This is a genomic window from Mesorhizobium escarrei (assembly GCF_935825525.1).
GTDB classification, from domain to species: Bacteria; Pseudomonadota; Alphaproteobacteria; order Rhizobiales; family Rhizobiaceae; genus Mesorhizobium; species Mesorhizobium escarrei.
Window position 1 is genome coordinate 157,090 of sequence record NZ_CAKXZT010000121.1, and the last position, 15,347, is coordinate 172,436.

Consider the following 15,347-nt stretch of genomic DNA (forward strand, 5'->3'; position numbering starts at 1 on the left):
AAATGAGTCGGGAGGATTGAATGTCAAAGTTTGACTGGCAGAAATCAGGTGTGAGTAGGCGCGCTCTGCTGAAAGGCGTTGCCGGACTAGGCGCCGCTGGCGCGCTGGGTTTGCCGTTCGCACGGCAGGCTCGCGCAGAGGAGACGACGTGGACGCTGGCCAATTCCATGCGCTCGCTCGCCAATCCCTATCACGCGGCCTTCGCCAAGGGCGGCGAGGAGTTCGCCAAGTCGATTGGTGCCAAGTACGAGCAACTCGTCACCGAAGGAAATTCGCAGAAGGGCATGTCGGACATTCGCGCGCTGTTGCAGCGCACAGGCGGCAAACTGATCTTGAATGTCGACCCCAACGATTCGCCCGACGCGCGCGTCATCGTCGAGGTGGTCCAGAAGGCCGGCGGCTATGTCGTGACCCAATGGAACAAGCCCGACGATCTGCATCCCTGGGATCATAATCCCAGCTATGTCGCGCATATGTCGTTCGACGGCGTTCCAGCGGCCAAGACCATCGCCGAAGCGCTGTTCAAGTCGTTTGGCGGCGAGGGCGGTATCGTTGCCATTGGCGGCATCTTGTCAAACGTGCCGGCCATAGAACGCAAACTCGGTCTCGACCAGGCGATCGAAGCTTCGGGCGGCAAGGTCAAGCTGCTCGACTTTCAGCCGGCTGATTGGAACGAGCAGAAGGCGTTCGAGATCATGCAGGCGTGGATCACGCGCTTCGGCGACGAGATTAAGGGAGTGTTCGCAGCCAATGACGGCATGGGCGTCGGCGCACTCGAGGCGTTGCGGCAGAACGGCCTTGCAGGCAAGGTTCAGGTCGTCGGCCTGGACGGAATCGAGGCGGCGGTCGCGGCGGTCGAGGCCGGGGAATTCGCGGGAACAGTCGCATGGGACCCGATGTGGACCGGCGGCATGGGCTTGGCGATCCCCTATGCGGTAGCGACCGGCAAGATCGACATTGCCAAGGAACCCAAGGAGCACCGGGAGTTTTACGGCACCGCCATCATCGTTACCAAGGATACGGTCGCCGGCTACCGCGCCAATCCAGGCAAGGTCGACTTCAACGATCTCTGGGGTAAGGCAACCGGCCAGATCCAGTATCGGAGCTAAAGCTTGGTCTCAAGCCTCCGGAAAAAGCCCGGCTGGCTCCCCGTTCGCCACGTCGTGAACAGTCCGGCGGCGGTTTCCTGAACGCGGAACTAAGCATTTCGCTTCGAAAAAGCACTTCGGCCCCCGGCGTCATACCGGGGTCCGGGATTTTTTGGGAGGTTTCTACGTGGCGTTGGCCGTTCGGACAAGCAAGGCAGGATTTGCGAAGTGGCGCGCGTGGGCGCCGCTCGCAGTGCTTGCAGGCCTATGTATCCTGGTCAGCCTCTTCAACAGCAACTTCCTCACCGTTTCCAATTCACTTCGATTGCTGAATACGGCGGCGATCCCGCTGGTGCTGTCCATGGGCGCGACGTTCATCATCCTGATGGGTAGCATCGACCTGTCCGTCGAGGGCGTGATCGCAGTCACCGCCGTCACGGTCAGCCTGCTCGTCGCAAACGACCTGACAGGGTATGACTACGGTCTGTGGGCGGTGCCGGTCGCAATCATTGCCGGCGGCCTGCTCGGCCTGCTCAATGGCGTCCTCCACGTGCGCCTCAAAACGCCCTCCTTCATGACCACGCTCGGCGTCGGCTTTGCCGGCGTTGGCATAGCCACCGCCATGCTGGGCGGACAGACGGTGCGTATTTCCGACCAGACTTTCCGCGCCTTGTCGCTCGGCCGGGTCGGCGGCGTGCCGATGGCCATCTGGATCGCTTTAGCCGCGGTTATCGTCGCTTACGTAATACAGGAGCGTACCCGCATTGGCCGCTGGGTCTATGCCATTGGAACCGACGAGACCACCGCCAGGCAGGCCGGAATTCCGATCGAGCGTACACGCATCCTGATATTCTCCCTCGCTGGCCTTTTCTATGGCCTCGGCGGCGTGCTCTCGGCAGCGCAATTTGGGCAAGGCCACGCGTTGATCAGCCAGGGTCGTCTGTTCACAACCGTTACGGCGGTGGTCGTGGGCGGTACGTCGCTCTCCGGCGGCGTCGGTTCGGTGCTCAATTCGGTCGTCGGCGTGCTCATCGTCGTGGTGCTTGCCAACGGCATGGTGCTGATGGGGGTTGAACCGTACATCCAGCAGGGCGTGCAGGGACTTCTGATCATCGTCGCGGTAGCTCTCTCGCTCGACCGCTCGCGCCTTGATGTGGTGAAGTGATGCTTCCTGCGCTCGAAATGAAAGGCATCAGCAAGTCCTTTCCGGGCGTGAAGGCGCTCGATGGCGTTTCCTTCAGCGCCGCCACTGGCGAGGTGGTCGGCCTGATTGGCGAAAACGGCGCAGGCAAGTCGACGCTTCTGAAAATCCTGAACGGGGTCTACAAGCCGGACGCCGGCAGTATCGCAATCGACGGACGCAACGTCGAAATTCGCTCCGCTCGAGATGCCTTTAACAAGGGCATCGCAATGGTGTTCCAGGAACAGTCGGTGATATCGAGCCTGACTATCGCGGAAAACATCTTTCTTGGCCGCGAAGAAGAGTTCCTCCGTTTCGGACTGATTTCCAAGGCGCGCATGAACGAGGCGGCGGCGCAGGAATTGGAAAAGGTCCGGCTCAAGATCCATCCCGGCACGCTCGCGGCCGATCTGACCTTCAGCGACCGCCAGATGGTGGAAATCGCCAAGGCGCTGTCACTCGACAGCCGCATCAAGCGTGATGTCACAATTCTTCTGGACGAGCCCACGTCGGTGCTCGAGAAGAAGGAAGTTGCGATGCTTTTCGACATCGTGCGCGAACTCAAGCAACGTGCCTCGATCGTGTTCATCTCACATCGGCTCGATGAGGTCCTGGAGATCTGCGACCGTATCTACATTATGCGCGACGGTCGCGTCGTGCATGAGACCCCGGCTGCCAATGCGGATGTCCATACCCTGCACCAGCAGATGGTCGGGCGTCAGCTTCAGCACGAGTATTACCGCGAGGAGAAGCAGGCGCAGCCTTCACCCACGATAGCGCTGAAGGTAGACAAGCTTAGCAAGGCGGGGGTTTTCCACGACGTCAGCTTCGACCTGCACGAGGGCGAAGTTCTTGGCATAGCCGGCGTCATCGGCTCCGGCCGTGAGGCGTTGGCGCGCTGTCTTGCTGGCTACGAAAAGGTTGATGGCGGTACCCTCCACATGGGCGGCGACGTTGTCCGGCTTGCCACAGCGCATGATGCCGTTGGCCGTGGCATCGGGTTTGTTCCCAGTGAGCGGAAGGTGGAAGGTCTGATCACGCCTTTCACTGTGGCCGAAAATATGACTCTTGCCTGCCTATCGAAATTCACATCCGGCGGGATTATCAGCGGCGCGAAGGAGAGCACGATCGCAAAGGATTGGATCGCAAAGCTCGGCATCAAGACACCTTCGACGAAAACGATGGTCGTCAGCCTTTCGGGCGGCAATCAGCAGAAGGTTGTGCTGGCGAAATGGCGGATCGCGGGCGTTAAGATCCTAATCCTCGACCATCCGACGCGGGGCATCGACGTTGGCGCCAAGGAGGACGTGTATTCGCTGGTGCGTGAGATGACCGCCCAGGGCCTCGCGGTCATTCTGCTTGGCGACACGCTGGACGAGGTGATTGGGCTGTCGAGCCGGATCCTGGTGATGAAGGATGGCGTGGTCAACGCTTCGTTCAACGCGCCCGCCGGCGGCAAACCGGCCCAACTCGAAATCATCCAGCATATGATGTGAGTTGATGCAGAGCCCCATGGAACACATCCGCACTATGCTCCCGCCCGCCGTTCTGGTCGGCATGGTCCTCATCGTCGGGCTTTACGACCCAACGTTCTTTTCACTGTCGAATTTTGAAACCGTAATTTCCGACACGATGAGCCTTTTTCTCATGGCTACGGGACTCACGCTGGTCATTATGATGGGAGGCATCGATCTCTCGGTACAGGCTGTCGCCTCGATGGCCAGTTGCATCCTTGCCGTGTATCTACCGGAGCTCGGTTTTCTTGCCATTCCGCTGGCGGTCCTTGGAGGCACGATCGCGGGGTTCCTGAGCGGCTTTGTCTCGATCGCACTGCGGATCCCGTCGTTTATCGCGACCCTTGCGGCGGGCGGCCTTGTCACCAGCGCGGCCTATTGGTTCTCCGACACGCGCTCAGTAGACATCGCCGAAGATCTGACCGGCCGATATCTGAATTGGTCTGTCGGCACTACCGCGGGAATTTCGAACGACATCTGGGTTGGCGCCGTCTTCCTGCTAATCCTCGGCGTTCTGCTCGGTGCGACGCCTTTCGGTCGGTATGTGCGCGCCGTCGGCGCTCAAGAGCGCGCCGTGATTGCGTCCGGTATAAATGTCAACCGCGTCAAGATCGCCACCTTCATGTTGTCCGGGACAATGGCAGCCGTGGCGGGCGTCATGATGGCGGCGCGCCTCGGCTCAGGTTCGCCTACGCTCGCCAACGAATTCCTTCTACCGGCAATTGCCGCGGTGATCGTCGGCGGTACGGCGATCACGGGTGGCGTCGGCTCCATTTGGCGCACCCTTGTCGGCGCGCTGATTATCCAGGTTGTGCGGATCGGCATGACCTTCATGGGCGTGTCGGTCTTCATCCAGCAGATCATCTTCGGATTCATCCTCGTGGCCGCCGTCGCCGTCACGATGGACAGGAAGAAAATCCTTGTCATCAAGTGAGCTAGAGGCGCCCCGTCGGGCAGTCGGTTCGCCAACATAGAGAAGCAGACACATGGACAACAGAAGCCCGCTTCATGCATTGCCCGCCAATCCGCGGGATTTCGGTTTCTTCGTTGATGGCCGTTGGGTCGAGGGAGGGTCGCGCGAGACCATTATCCGGCGGAGCCCGGCTCACAATGTCCCCGTAACGCGCATCACGCGATGCACCAGAGACGATCTCGACCGCGCAGTCACCGTCGCGCGAAAGGCTTTCGCGGATCGCCGCTGGTCCGGCCTTGCGGGCGTTGATCGGGCCGCTGTGCTGCTGAAGGCGGCCGCGGGCATTCGCGCTCGGCTCGACGAGCTGGCATTGTTGGAAACGCTCGAGACTGGCAAGCCGATTTCCCAATCGCGCGGGGAGGTGGAGGGCGCTGCCAGCATTTACGAATACGCGGCTGGTGCCGCGCGCGCCTTGCATGGCGACACGTTCAACAACCTCGGTGACAAGACGCTGGGCCTCGTTACTCGCGAGCCGATCGGCGTCGTTGGGCTGATCACGCCGTGGAACTTCCCCTTCTTTATCCTTGCCGAGCGGGTTCCCTTCATTCTGGCGGCCGGCTGCACGATCGTCGCAAAGCCGAGCGAGGTGACGTCGGCGACGACGCTGCTGATGGCCGAAATCCTCACCAATGCCGGCCTGCCGGATGGCGTCTTCAACGTCGTTACTGGCAGCGGCAGCGACATCGGCCAAGCGATGACCGAACATGCCGGCATCGATATGGTATCCTTCACTGGTTCGACTGAAGTCGGGCGACGAGCGCTTCTGGCTTCGGCCGGCAACTTTAAAAAGCTGGGTTTGGAGCTTGGCGGGAAGAATCCGCAGATCGTCTTTGCGGATGCCGATCTCGGCGACGCCGCGGACGGAGTGGTGTTCGGCACGTGCTTCAACGCCGGCCAGTGCTGCGTCGGGGGCAGCCGCCTGGTGGTCGAACGGTCGATCGCGGCAGACTTCGAAAAGCTTCTGGCCGAGAAGTTTTCCCGCATCCGGGTTGGCGATCCGCTCGATCCGCAAACCCAGGTCGGCGCGATCATCACCAGCGCCCAGAACGAATCCATCCTGAGCCACATCGCCGGCGGCCGAAGCGAAGGCGCACGGCTTGTCTGTGGCGGCGAAGCGCTCAACAACGGCATGGCTGGACGCTTCATCCAGCCGACGTTGTTTGCCGATGTCGGACGCGACATGGCGATTGCCCGCGACGAAATATTCGGACCGGTTTTGGCAATCTTGCCTTTCGATACTTTCGAGGAGGCGGTGGAGATTGCCAACGATACGATTTACGGATTGGCGGCCAGCATCTGGACCAAGAACCTCGACAAGGCCCTGCAAGCGATGCGACGTGTGCAGGCAGGTCGTGTCTGGATCAACACCACAATCTCCGGCGGGCCCGAGCTGCCTATTGGTGGCTTCAAGCAATCTGGAACCGGACGAGAAACTGGCATCTATGGGGTCGAGGAATATACCGAGGTGAAGGCTGTTCACATCACCCTCGGCAAGCGTGATCACTGGGTCTCGTAATGGCTGGAGACGCGTTCGACTACATAGTTGTCGGTGGCGGATCGGCGGGTTGCGTGGTCGCCGCGCGCCTCAGTGATGATCCATCCGTGCGCGTGCTGCTGTTGGAAGCGGGCGGCAAGGACACGCATCCTTACATCCACATGCCTGTCGGTTTCGCCAAGATGACCGGCGGCCCATTGACCTGGGGGCTGACGACTGCGCCGCAGAAGCACGCCAACAACAGAGAAATTCTGTATGCGCAGGGCCGCGTGCTTGGCGGCGGGAGTTCGATCAATGCTGAGGTTTTTACACGCGGCCATGCTGCGGACTACGATCGCTGGGCCAATGACGAAGGGTGTCCAGGCTGGTCGTCGGCTGAAGTGAAGCCCTATTTCCTGCGCGCCGAGGGCAACGAAACCTTTGCTGGCGAGCACCATGGCACAGATGGCCCGCTCGGCGTCTCCAACCTTCAGACGCCCCAGCCGATCACCCGCGCGTTCGTGCAGTCCTGTCAGCAATTCGGCATCTCGTACAATCCGGATTTCAACGGACCGGTGCAAGAGGGCGCAGGCACCTACCAGATGACGATCCGCAATGCCCGCCGCTGTTCGGCCGCAGTTGCCTATCTGAGGCCAGTTATCGACCGGAAGAATCTGACAGTGCAGACGGACTGCCTGACCAGCCGGATTCTGTTTTCCGGCAACCGCGCAACGGGCGTCGAATATCGCCAGAACGGGCAAGTGCGGACTGCTAGGGCCGCAGAGATCCTGGTGACGGCCGGTGCCGTCGGGTCGCCAAAGATCATGATGCTGTCCGGCGTCGGACCCGCGACGCATCTGAAGGCGAACGGCATAGAGGTGGTGCATGATTTGCCGGGCGTCGGCCAAAACCTGAACGACCATTTCGGCGTCGACATCGTCTACGAACTCAAGGGCCCAACCAGCCTCAACAAATACGACAAACTGCATTGGATGCTCTGGGCTGGACTTCAGTACACGCTATTCAAGACCGGACCGGTGACCTCGAATGTGGTGGAGGGTGGCGCATTCTGGTACTCGAAGAGGTCGGAGCCTATCCCCGATCTGCAATTTCATTTCCTGGCGGGCGCGGGGGTCGAGGCGGGCGTTCCAGCGATCCCGTCCGGGTCCGGCTGCACGCTGAATTCCTATGTGCTGCGCCCCAAAAGCCGCGGATCGGTCATGCTTCGCAGCGCCGATCCGGCAGACGCAGCGATCGTTGACCCGAACTTCATCGCGGATTCTCATGATTTGAGAACTGCGGGCGAGGGCGTGAGGATCAGTCGGGAGATCATGAACCAGCCCGCGCTGGCCAAATATATCAAGCGAGAGCATTTTCCGGGGAAAGAGGCCAAGACTCAAGCAGATTTCGAGGCCTATGCACGCGCATTCGGACGAACGTCCTACCACCCAACCGGTACTTGTAAGATGGGTTCAGACGACATGGCTGTGGTTGATCCGCAACTTCGTGTACGTGGCCTCGAGGGCATTCGCATCTGCGATTCCTCGATCATGCCGAGCCTTGTCGGCTCCAACACCAATGCTGCCACGATAATGATCGGAGAAAAGGCCAGCGACCTTATCCGGGGAAATCGCTAGCGTAAGAATGAACGCTCCGTTCCACCCCACTTTTTGGAAGTGGGAATCTGCCTCGATCAGTTCAATCCCAGTCTGGCGCCCACGGGACGGAAGCCTTGCCGATGATGCGATAGTTGGTAGCGGTCATCGCATCGATGCGGGCCATATCGACACTCGAAAGGGTGAAATTCATTATGTCGAAGTTGGCCTGGATGTTGGCTGGCTTGGTCGACATGGTGTTGATCGAGACGCCTTTCTGCAGGATCCAGCGAAGCACGATTTGTGCCGGCAGCTTGCCGTAGTTTTCAGCAAGCTCCGTGAAAAGCGGATAGCTGAAGACTTTGCCGCGCGCCACGGAGCAGAAAGAGGAGAGGGGGATCCCCGTTTCCACCGCTGCAGCCAGGAGCTTGTCCTGATTGAGAAGCGGGTGGAACTCGACCTGATTGGTCGCTAGAGGCGTGTCGATGGCGCGAGCCGCGTCGCGCATCATCTGGGCAGTGTGGTTGGACAGTCCTATGTGCCGTGCAAGGCCGCTGCTTCGGGCTTTCTCCAGCAGTTTAACCGGCCCGGCGACCGCGCCACTGGGCGGCCAATGCAGGAGCAGGACATCGACATAGTCCAGCCGCAGATCCTGAAGGCTTCTCTCAACAGAGGACAGGAAACGATCTTCCCCGAAATTTTCGGGATGAACTTTCGTCGTGATGCAGAGTTGATCCCTGGGGACGCCAGTCTGGGCAAGCCCTTCGCCGACATCCGCCTCATTGCGATACATTTGGGCGGTATCAAAGGAGCGATAGCCAACATCGACCGCAGCCTTTATGGCGCCGGCGAGCTCGGCGCCCTTGAGAGGGAAGGTGCCGAATGAGCGCTGGTAGGTCTTCTGGAAATAGATGCTCAAAGGGCAACATCCTCATTCAAGCGCGTCGCCAGCCGCCGCGCTTTTTGCACCATCTGGTTATTTACTATCTGCATCCTATATCATTTTCAAGCGCGGTGTCGAGGAATTGCCTCGAAGACTGAAAAATCCGAGTTTTATTTTGAGTTCTGGGTGGCGGAATTTTTCTCGAACAGCTTGATCAAAAATGTCCAATACCTTAATGGTAATAACCATCTAGTTATTTAATTAGTGATGACCTGTGGGAGGTGATGATGTCGAAGATCAAGTGCGCGGCTGAGGCTGCGGCGCTGATCCCGAATGGGGCAATCGTCGCGGTGAATTCCTCTAGCGGCCTGTGCTGTCCTGATGCCGTTCTCGCTGCCATTGGCGAGAGGTTCCGTAACGAGCGCGCGCCGCGCGATCTAACCATGATCCATCCTATCGCCGCCGGCGACATGTTCGGCACCAAAGGCATCGACCACCTCGCCCAGACCGGGCTAATTTCGACGATAATCGGCGGCTCCTATCCTTCCGGACCATCCTCAGCCGAGCCGCCCTTGATCTGGCAGATGCTTGGGAGGAACGAGATCGCCGCCTACAATGTGCCGAGCGGCGTCATATTCGACATCCTGCGCGAAGCCGCCGGCATGCGGCCAGGCGTGCTGACGAAGGTTGGCCTTGACACCTTCGTCGACCCCGATCTCGACGGTTGCGCGATGAACGATGCCGCAAGGCGGAAACCCATTGTCAAGAAAATCCAATTCGAGGGCGACGAGTGGCTCTTCTTCCCGGCGATCAAGCCGGATGTCGCTATCATTCGCGCCACCACTGCCGACGAGCGCGGCAATCTCACGTTCGAGCATGAAGGGGCCCATCTCGGGGCCATGGAACTGGCGCTCGCGGCCCGCAACTGTGGTGGCATCGTCATTGCCCAGGCCAAGCGAATTGCACAGTCCGGAACGCTGCGTCCTCACGATGTGCGCGTGCCTAGCATTCTAGTAGACTGCATCGTAGAGGCGCCAGATCAGCTTCAGACGACGGCGACTGTTTACGACGCCGCAATATCGGGCGAACTGTTTCGGCCACTGGACACGTTCAGCATTCCCGATTTTGATGTTGCGAAAGTCATTGCCCGTCGTGTTGCCATGGAGTTGCAACCTGGTTGGGCCGTCAATATCGGCTTCGGCATTTCGGCCAATGTTCCTCGTATCTTCCTCGAGGAAGGACGCCACGGCGATGTCACATGGGTGATCGAACAGGGCGCGGTCGGTGGCATACCGCTGCTCGACTTCAAGTTTGGGTGCTCTTCTAACGCCGAAGCCTTCGTCGCCTCTCCGCACCAATTCACCTATTTCCAGGCAGCCGGATTCGACGCTTCGCTTCTGTCCTTCCTGCAGATCGACCGGCATGGATCCGTGAATGTATCGAAGCTCTCGGTGCGGCCGCACGTGACGGCCGGCGCCGGCGGGTTTGTCGATATAACCTCACGCGCTCGCAAGATCGTCTTTTCCGGCTATTTCAACGCTGGAGCGAAATTCTCGATCGCCGATGGCAAGCTCGTCATCGACAAGGAGGGCAAGATCGCGAAGGTCGTCGAAGCGGTCGAGCATGTATCCTTTTCGGGCAAGCGTGGCGTAGCGCAGGGCCAGGACGTTACCTACGTCACAGAGCGCTGCGTTATGAAACTTTCGCCCGAGGGTCTCGTCGTCACCGAAGTCGCGCCAGGGATCAACATTCGAGACGACATCCTTGCGCGGGCAGAGTTTCCCCTGACGATTGCTCCCGACGTCAAACCGATGGCGGACGCGCTTTTCAGGCGGGAAAAGTCCGGGTTGAATCTGGAGCGGGCCTAGTCGGAGCCAGCTATCCATGCCCGCAACATCATGAGTTCGTTGGTGCCGGACTGAACCATTTCGCCTTTTTGGTTCGTCACTTCGAATTGCAGTCTCGCGATTCCGCGCTCAGGTTTGGTGGTTGGCCGTTTGTCGAGCACAGTGATGACGGCATGGATCGTGTCGCCGGCGAAGACAGGCCTATTGAATGACCAGTTCCAGCCGAGCGAAGCGACGGCCTCGAGTCGTGAACTAGACTGGTTCTTCAACCCGTCTGCTAACGAAAGAACCAGGAGGCCGTGTACGACGCGCCGCGGAAAGCCGAGTTTTTGCGCCGCCGCGTCCGACATGTGGATATCGAAGAAATCACCCGAGAGTTCGGCAAAGCGGTCGATATGGCTTGCTTCGACGACAAGTTCGGGCGTGGCGAACCAATCGCCCGGTAGCAGATCGTCATAGGTGTAGGAGCGGTGATCCAGTCTGCGTTTGCGTTCCATAGCACCGCCTCCTGCTATCGTGCCGGGGTTGGCGCATCCTCGCGCAACAAGCCTCTCTTCTTCAGGTCGGCCCAAAACTCCACTGGGATGGGGTGGGTGAACCAATCGAGATTCTTGCGTAGCTGCTCCACCGTACGCGTTCCCGCGATAAAGGACGGGATTGCCGGATGAGCTACTACGAACTGCATGGCTGCAGCCGGCAGGGGCACATTATGTTCTCTGCAGACGGCCTCAATGCCGGCGACGCGCTTCATGATCTCGGCGGGCGCCGGCGTGTAATTGTACTTCGCGCCCTCGACTGCACCTGTCGCCAGAATGCCGGAGTTGAACCCGCCGCCGACAACGACGGCTGCGTTGCGCTCCTGGCAAAGGGGCAGGAAGACATCGAGCGCTTCTTGTTCGAGCAGCGTATAGCGGCCAGCCAGGAGGAAGCAGTCCAAGTCGCGCTGCTTCAGAGCTTCGTGGCAGACCTGCCATTCGTTGACGCCGACGCCGATTGCCTTGACCACGCCTTCGTCGCGCAGTTTTGCGAGCGCCTTCCAGCAGCCATCCATGGCCGCTTTGAAGACTTCCGGCTGATCCGCGCCGCGCGTGAAGACATCGATGTCGTGGATGAAGCAGATGTCCATGCGCTCGAGCGCCAGCCGCTGCAGGCTGTCCTCGAAAGCTCTCATTGTGCCGTCGTAGCTGTAGTCGAAAGTCGCTTCGTTCGCCGCGGCATTCACCCATGGCGCAAAATTGATCTCCGAGCGCTTCTTCGGTTTCAGGACTCGCCCGACTTTGGAAGACAGCACGAACTGGTCACGGTTTTTCCAGCGAAGCGAATGACCCGTCCGCAACTCGGACAGTCCATTGCCATAGTACGGCGCGGTGTCGAAATAGCGCACGCCGGCGTTCCAAGCGTGCTGGATCATGCCGTCGGACGTCTCTTCATCGATTTCACTGAAGATGTTGCCGATCGGCGCTGTGCCGAATGCGATTGCGGTCACGTCGATATCGATGCGCCCGAATTTTCTTTTGTCTCCCGCTTGCATCCATTCCTCCATTTGGTAACGATCTGGTTAGTTATCTTATCGAAGGCGGCCTAAATGGCAATAGCGACAGGCCAGAGGGAGGTCTCCAATAGCGGTTGACGATAGCTTGACGAGGGAAGTGCCCGGTGTTATCTAGTAACTAAATAGTTACATAAAAGTTAGATAGGTGAGGCGATGTATCTGAGCGCGACGCACGAGCAGGTGCGAGACATGGCGAGGCAGTTCGCCGAGGATGTAATCCGCCCGCAAGCTGAGGCGCTCGACCGGGAGGAACGATTTCCCGCCGAACTCTACCTGCAGATGGGAGAGCTTGGACTTTTCGGGATCGGCGTGCCGGAAGAGGAGGGCGGTCCTGGTTTCGATACGCTTGCCTACGCCCTTGTCATGGAGGAGCTTTCCAAGGGTTACGCATCGGTGGCCGATCAGTGCGGCTTGGTCGAACTGGTGAGCTCGCTCCTTGTGCGCCACGGCACTGCATCGCAGAAGGCGCATTGGCTTAAGCCGCTTCTGAGTGCAGAGAAAAAGGGCGCCTATTGCATCACCGAGCCTGAAGCCGGAACAGACGTGTCTGGGATCCGCACCACTGCGGACCGCGACGGCTCAGGCTGGCGATTGAATGGTGGCAAGATCTGGATTCACAACGCACCGGTGGCCGACGTTGGATTCGTGCTTGCTCGCACCGATAAGGCCGCTGGCCACAAGGGCATGAGCATTTTCATTGTTGATCTGACGTCCAAGGGGGTGGAGCGTGGCCCCAAGGAACACAAGATGGGACAGCGTGCCAGTCAGGTCGGTACGCTCAATTTCACCGATGTGGCGCTGCCATCCGAGGCTCTTCTTGGCGAGGAGGGGCGGGGCTTCCACATGATGATGAGTGTTCTGGACAAAGGGCGCGTCGGAATAGCCGCGCTTGCAGTCGGACTTGGCCAGGCCGGTCTGGAAGCTGCGCTTGAGTACGCCCAGCAACGCAAGCAGTTCGGTTCGAAGATCAGCGAATTCCAGGGTGTACAATGGCTTCTGGCAGATATGGCTAAGGACATCGAAGCGGCCCGCCTCCTGGTCCACAGCGCCGCCGTCAAGATGGATCGCGGAGAGAATGCAACCAAGGCATGTTCCATAGCCAAGTGCTTCGCCAGCGATATGGCGGTAGCGCGCACTGCCGACGCGGTACAGGTTTTCGGGGGCAGCGGCTATATACGCGGCTTCGAGGTTGAGCGCCTTTATCGTGACGCCAAGATTACGCAGATATACGAAGGCACAAACCAGATTCAGCGCATGATCATCGCGCGCGAACTGGTCAAGCACGGCGCGCGCGCATGAGCTCCGTTCGCCAAGCTGCTTTTATCACGGGCTCGAGTCGCGGCATCGGTCTGGCGACGGCGGTGGAACTCGCGCGCAATGGCTTCGACATCGCTCTGAATGGACCGATCGAGGATGCTGAGCTTGCAGCAGCAGAAAAAGCAGTGGCCGCCGAAGGCGCCAAAACCGTCAGAGTGCCGGGCGACGTCAGTGTGACCGCTTCTCATGCAGCGATGCTGGAGCAAGCCGAAGCGGCAATCGGACCGCTGTCAACACTGGTCAACAATGCCGGCGTGTCAGTGCTGAACCGCGGTGACCTCCTGGATGTGTCGGAGGACAGCTACGACCGCTGCATGGCGGTCAATGCGAAGGCGCAGTTCTTCATGTCGCAGGCTTTTGCGCGATTGCTTGTAAGTCGGACCCGGGATGACGGCCGCTTTTACAGTCTCATCAACGTATCTTCCTCCAACGCCGTTGCTGTAGCCGTGCAGCGCGGTGAATATTGCACGTCAAAGGCCGCTGCGGCGATGATCGCCAAGGTGTTCGCAGTGCGTCTCGGCAGCGAGGGGATCGCTGTCTACGATATCCAGCCCGGCGTGATCGAGACCGACATGACCCGGGTAGCGCGGGATATGTATCAAAAACGGATATCCGAACAAGGCCTAACGCTTTTTCCGCGGCTCGGCGACCCGTCCGAAATCGGTCGCATTATCGCAACGCTTGCAACAGGTGGTCTGCCCTATACGACCGGGCATGTGATCTCTGCTGATGCCGGCATGCTTGTGTCGCGTTTCTGAGGTCAAAATGAATATCCAGCTTCCCGACGATCGAGGCGTTCTTTCCCCGTACTCACTGATTGGAAAACCCATTGAAGCAACGCCGCTTGGCGAGGATTCTTGTCGCGTGGTACTTTCAGCTGCGCACGTTGTGGCCAATTCTTTCACGGACCAGGATCCCTCCGGTCCGGCGGATGTAGACTGGGAGGCCACCATGGCCTTCCGCCGTCATCTCGCCAGTCTCGGCCTTGGGATTGCGGAAGCCATGGATACTGCGCAACGCGGCATGGGCCTCGACTGGCCAGTCGCACTCGAATTGATACGCCGGACAAAGTCCGAACTTCCCGACGCGCTTGTATTTAACGGTGCAGGCACCGACCAGCTCGAAGCCGACGGAGCGCGTTCGCTTGACGATGTTCGTCGTGCCTACTTCGAGCAGGTCGAGGCGATCCAGAAGATCGGCGGCCGGATTATTCTGATGGCGAGCCGGGCGCTTGCGAAGGTCGCAGCAACGCCGACAGATTATGAAGCCGTCTATCGCGATGTGCTGGCGCAGTGCGAGGGCAAGGTCATCCTGCATTGGTTGGGCGACATGTTTGATCCCGCGCTTGCCGGCTATTGGGGCGCGGACAAATTCGACGAGGCACTGGAGACCTGCCTTGCCGTAATCGGCGAAAACCGGGACAAAGTCGACGGTATCAAGATCTCGCTGCTCGACAAGGACAAGGAGATCGCGATGCGGCGGCGGCTGCCGGTCGGCGTCAAAATGTATACGGGCGACGACTTCAATTATCCCGAACTCATTGAAGGTGACGATAGCGGCCACTCCCATGCACTGCTCGGCATATTCGATCCGTTGGCGCCCGCCGCCGCTTATGCCATATCGAGGCTTGGGGCCGGTGACGTAGCCGCCTTCCGACGGACCCTCGATCCAACAGTTCCGCTCGCCCGTCTGATCTTCCGCGCTCCGACCCGCTTCTACAAGACGGGTGTGGTATTCTTGGCCTGGTTGAACGGTTTCCAGGACCATTTCGTAATGCTGAATGGTGCGCAGGCGATGCGGCCACTTCCTTATTTCGTCGATATTTTCAAGCTCGCCGACGCAAATGGCCTGTTGCGTAATCCTGATCTGGCGGAAGCGCGTATGCGCAAACTGCTTGCGGTGTATGGCGTCTGAGGGGGCACCG

The 15,347-nt window shown here is 59.5% G+C and carries 13 protein-coding genes; 10 read left to right on the forward strand and 3 right to left on the reverse strand.

The window, feature by feature from the left end; genetic code table 11:
- Nucleotides 1-20 precede the first annotated feature (20 nt).
- From NMG80_RS13525 to NMG80_RS13550, 6 genes are all read left to right on the forward strand, one after another.
- Nucleotides 21-1,109: a sugar ABC transporter substrate-binding protein gene (locus NMG80_RS13525; protein ID WP_254018554.1), complete on the forward strand. Its 1,089-nt coding sequence runs from the start codon at nt 21-23 to the stop codon at nt 1,107-1,109.
- Nucleotides 1,110-1,275: 166 nt separating this feature from the next.
- Nucleotides 1,276-2,253, forward strand: a complete 978-nt coding sequence (locus NMG80_RS13530) for an ABC transporter permease (protein ID WP_254018555.1) — start codon at nt 1,276-1,278, stop codon at nt 2,251-2,253.
- Nucleotides 2,253-3,764, forward strand: coding sequence for a sugar ABC transporter ATP-binding protein (locus NMG80_RS13535; protein ID WP_254018556.1), 1,512 nt, complete (start codon nt 2,253-2,255; stop codon nt 3,762-3,764). Before NMG80_RS13530 ends, NMG80_RS13535 begins: the two co-directional genes overlap by 1 nt.
- Nucleotides 3,765-3,798: 34 nt before the next feature.
- Nucleotides 3,799-4,716 (forward strand): ABC transporter permease, encoded by a 918-nt coding sequence (locus tag NMG80_RS13540; protein ID WP_436798611.1) that lies wholly within the window; start codon nt 3,799-3,801, stop codon nt 4,714-4,716.
- Between the two features lie 52 nt (nt 4,717-4,768).
- Nucleotides 4,769-6,271: an aldehyde dehydrogenase family protein gene (locus NMG80_RS13545; protein ID WP_254018558.1), complete on the forward strand. Its 1,503-nt coding sequence runs from the start codon at nt 4,769-4,771 to the stop codon at nt 6,269-6,271.
- Nucleotides 6,271-7,866 (forward strand): GMC family oxidoreductase, encoded by a 1,596-nt coding sequence (locus NMG80_RS13550; protein WP_254018559.1) that lies wholly within the window; start codon nt 6,271-6,273, stop codon nt 7,864-7,866. Before NMG80_RS13545 ends, NMG80_RS13550 begins: the two co-directional genes overlap by 1 nt.
- A gap of 61 nt (nt 7,867-7,927) precedes the next feature.
- On the opposite strand, the gene NMG80_RS13555 is transcribed toward NMG80_RS13550, so the two are convergent.
- Entirely contained in the window at nt 7,928-8,743 is an 816-nt protein-coding gene (locus tag NMG80_RS13555; RefSeq protein WP_254018560.1) for an aldo/keto reductase, read from the reverse strand.
- Between the two features lie 251 nt (nt 8,744-8,994).
- Between NMG80_RS13555 and NMG80_RS13560 the strand changes: the two genes are divergently transcribed.
- Nucleotides 8,995-10,575, forward strand: coding sequence for an acyl CoA:acetate/3-ketoacid CoA transferase (locus NMG80_RS13560; protein WP_254018561.1), 1,581 nt, complete (start codon nt 8,995-8,997; stop codon nt 10,573-10,575).
- Here the strand turns inward: NMG80_RS13560 and NMG80_RS13565 are convergent.
- Together NMG80_RS13565 and NMG80_RS13570 are read right to left on the reverse strand one after the other, a co-directional pair.
- Nucleotides 10,572-11,051 carry a MaoC family dehydratase gene (locus NMG80_RS13565; RefSeq protein WP_254018562.1) on the reverse strand — a complete coding sequence of 160 codons (480 nt, stop codon included), beginning with the start codon at nt 11,049-11,051 and terminating at the stop codon, nt 10,572-10,574. The genes NMG80_RS13560 and NMG80_RS13565 overlap by 4 nt on opposite strands.
- Nucleotides 11,052-11,065: 14 nt before the next feature.
- Nucleotides 11,066-12,085: an aldo/keto reductase gene (locus tag NMG80_RS13570; protein ID WP_254018563.1), complete on the reverse strand. Its 1,020-nt coding sequence runs from the start codon at nt 12,083-12,085 to the stop codon at nt 11,066-11,068.
- A 174-nt stretch (nt 12,086-12,259) separates the two neighbouring features.
- Between NMG80_RS13570 and NMG80_RS13575 the strand changes: the two genes are divergently transcribed.
- Genes NMG80_RS13575 through NMG80_RS13585 form a run of 3 tightly spaced genes read left to right on the forward strand, consistent with a single transcriptional unit; the run spans nt 12,260 to nt 15,337 of the window.
- On the forward strand, nt 12,260-13,405 hold the full coding sequence (locus NMG80_RS13575) for an acyl-CoA dehydrogenase family protein (protein ID WP_254018564.1): 1,146 nt from the start codon (nt 12,260-12,262) through the stop codon (nt 13,403-13,405).
- Complete coding sequence (locus NMG80_RS13580; protein ID WP_254018565.1) at nt 13,402-14,181, forward strand: 3-ketoacyl-ACP reductase; 780 nt, start codon at nt 13,402-13,404, stop codon at nt 14,179-14,181. Before NMG80_RS13575 ends, NMG80_RS13580 begins: the two co-directional genes overlap by 4 nt.
- A gap of 7 nt (nt 14,182-14,188) precedes the next feature.
- On the forward strand, nt 14,189-15,337 hold the full coding sequence (locus NMG80_RS13585) for a dihydrodipicolinate synthase family protein (RefSeq protein WP_254018566.1): 1,149 nt from the start codon (nt 14,189-14,191) through the stop codon (nt 15,335-15,337).
- The last annotated feature ends 10 nt before the right edge of the window (nt 15,338-15,347 follow it).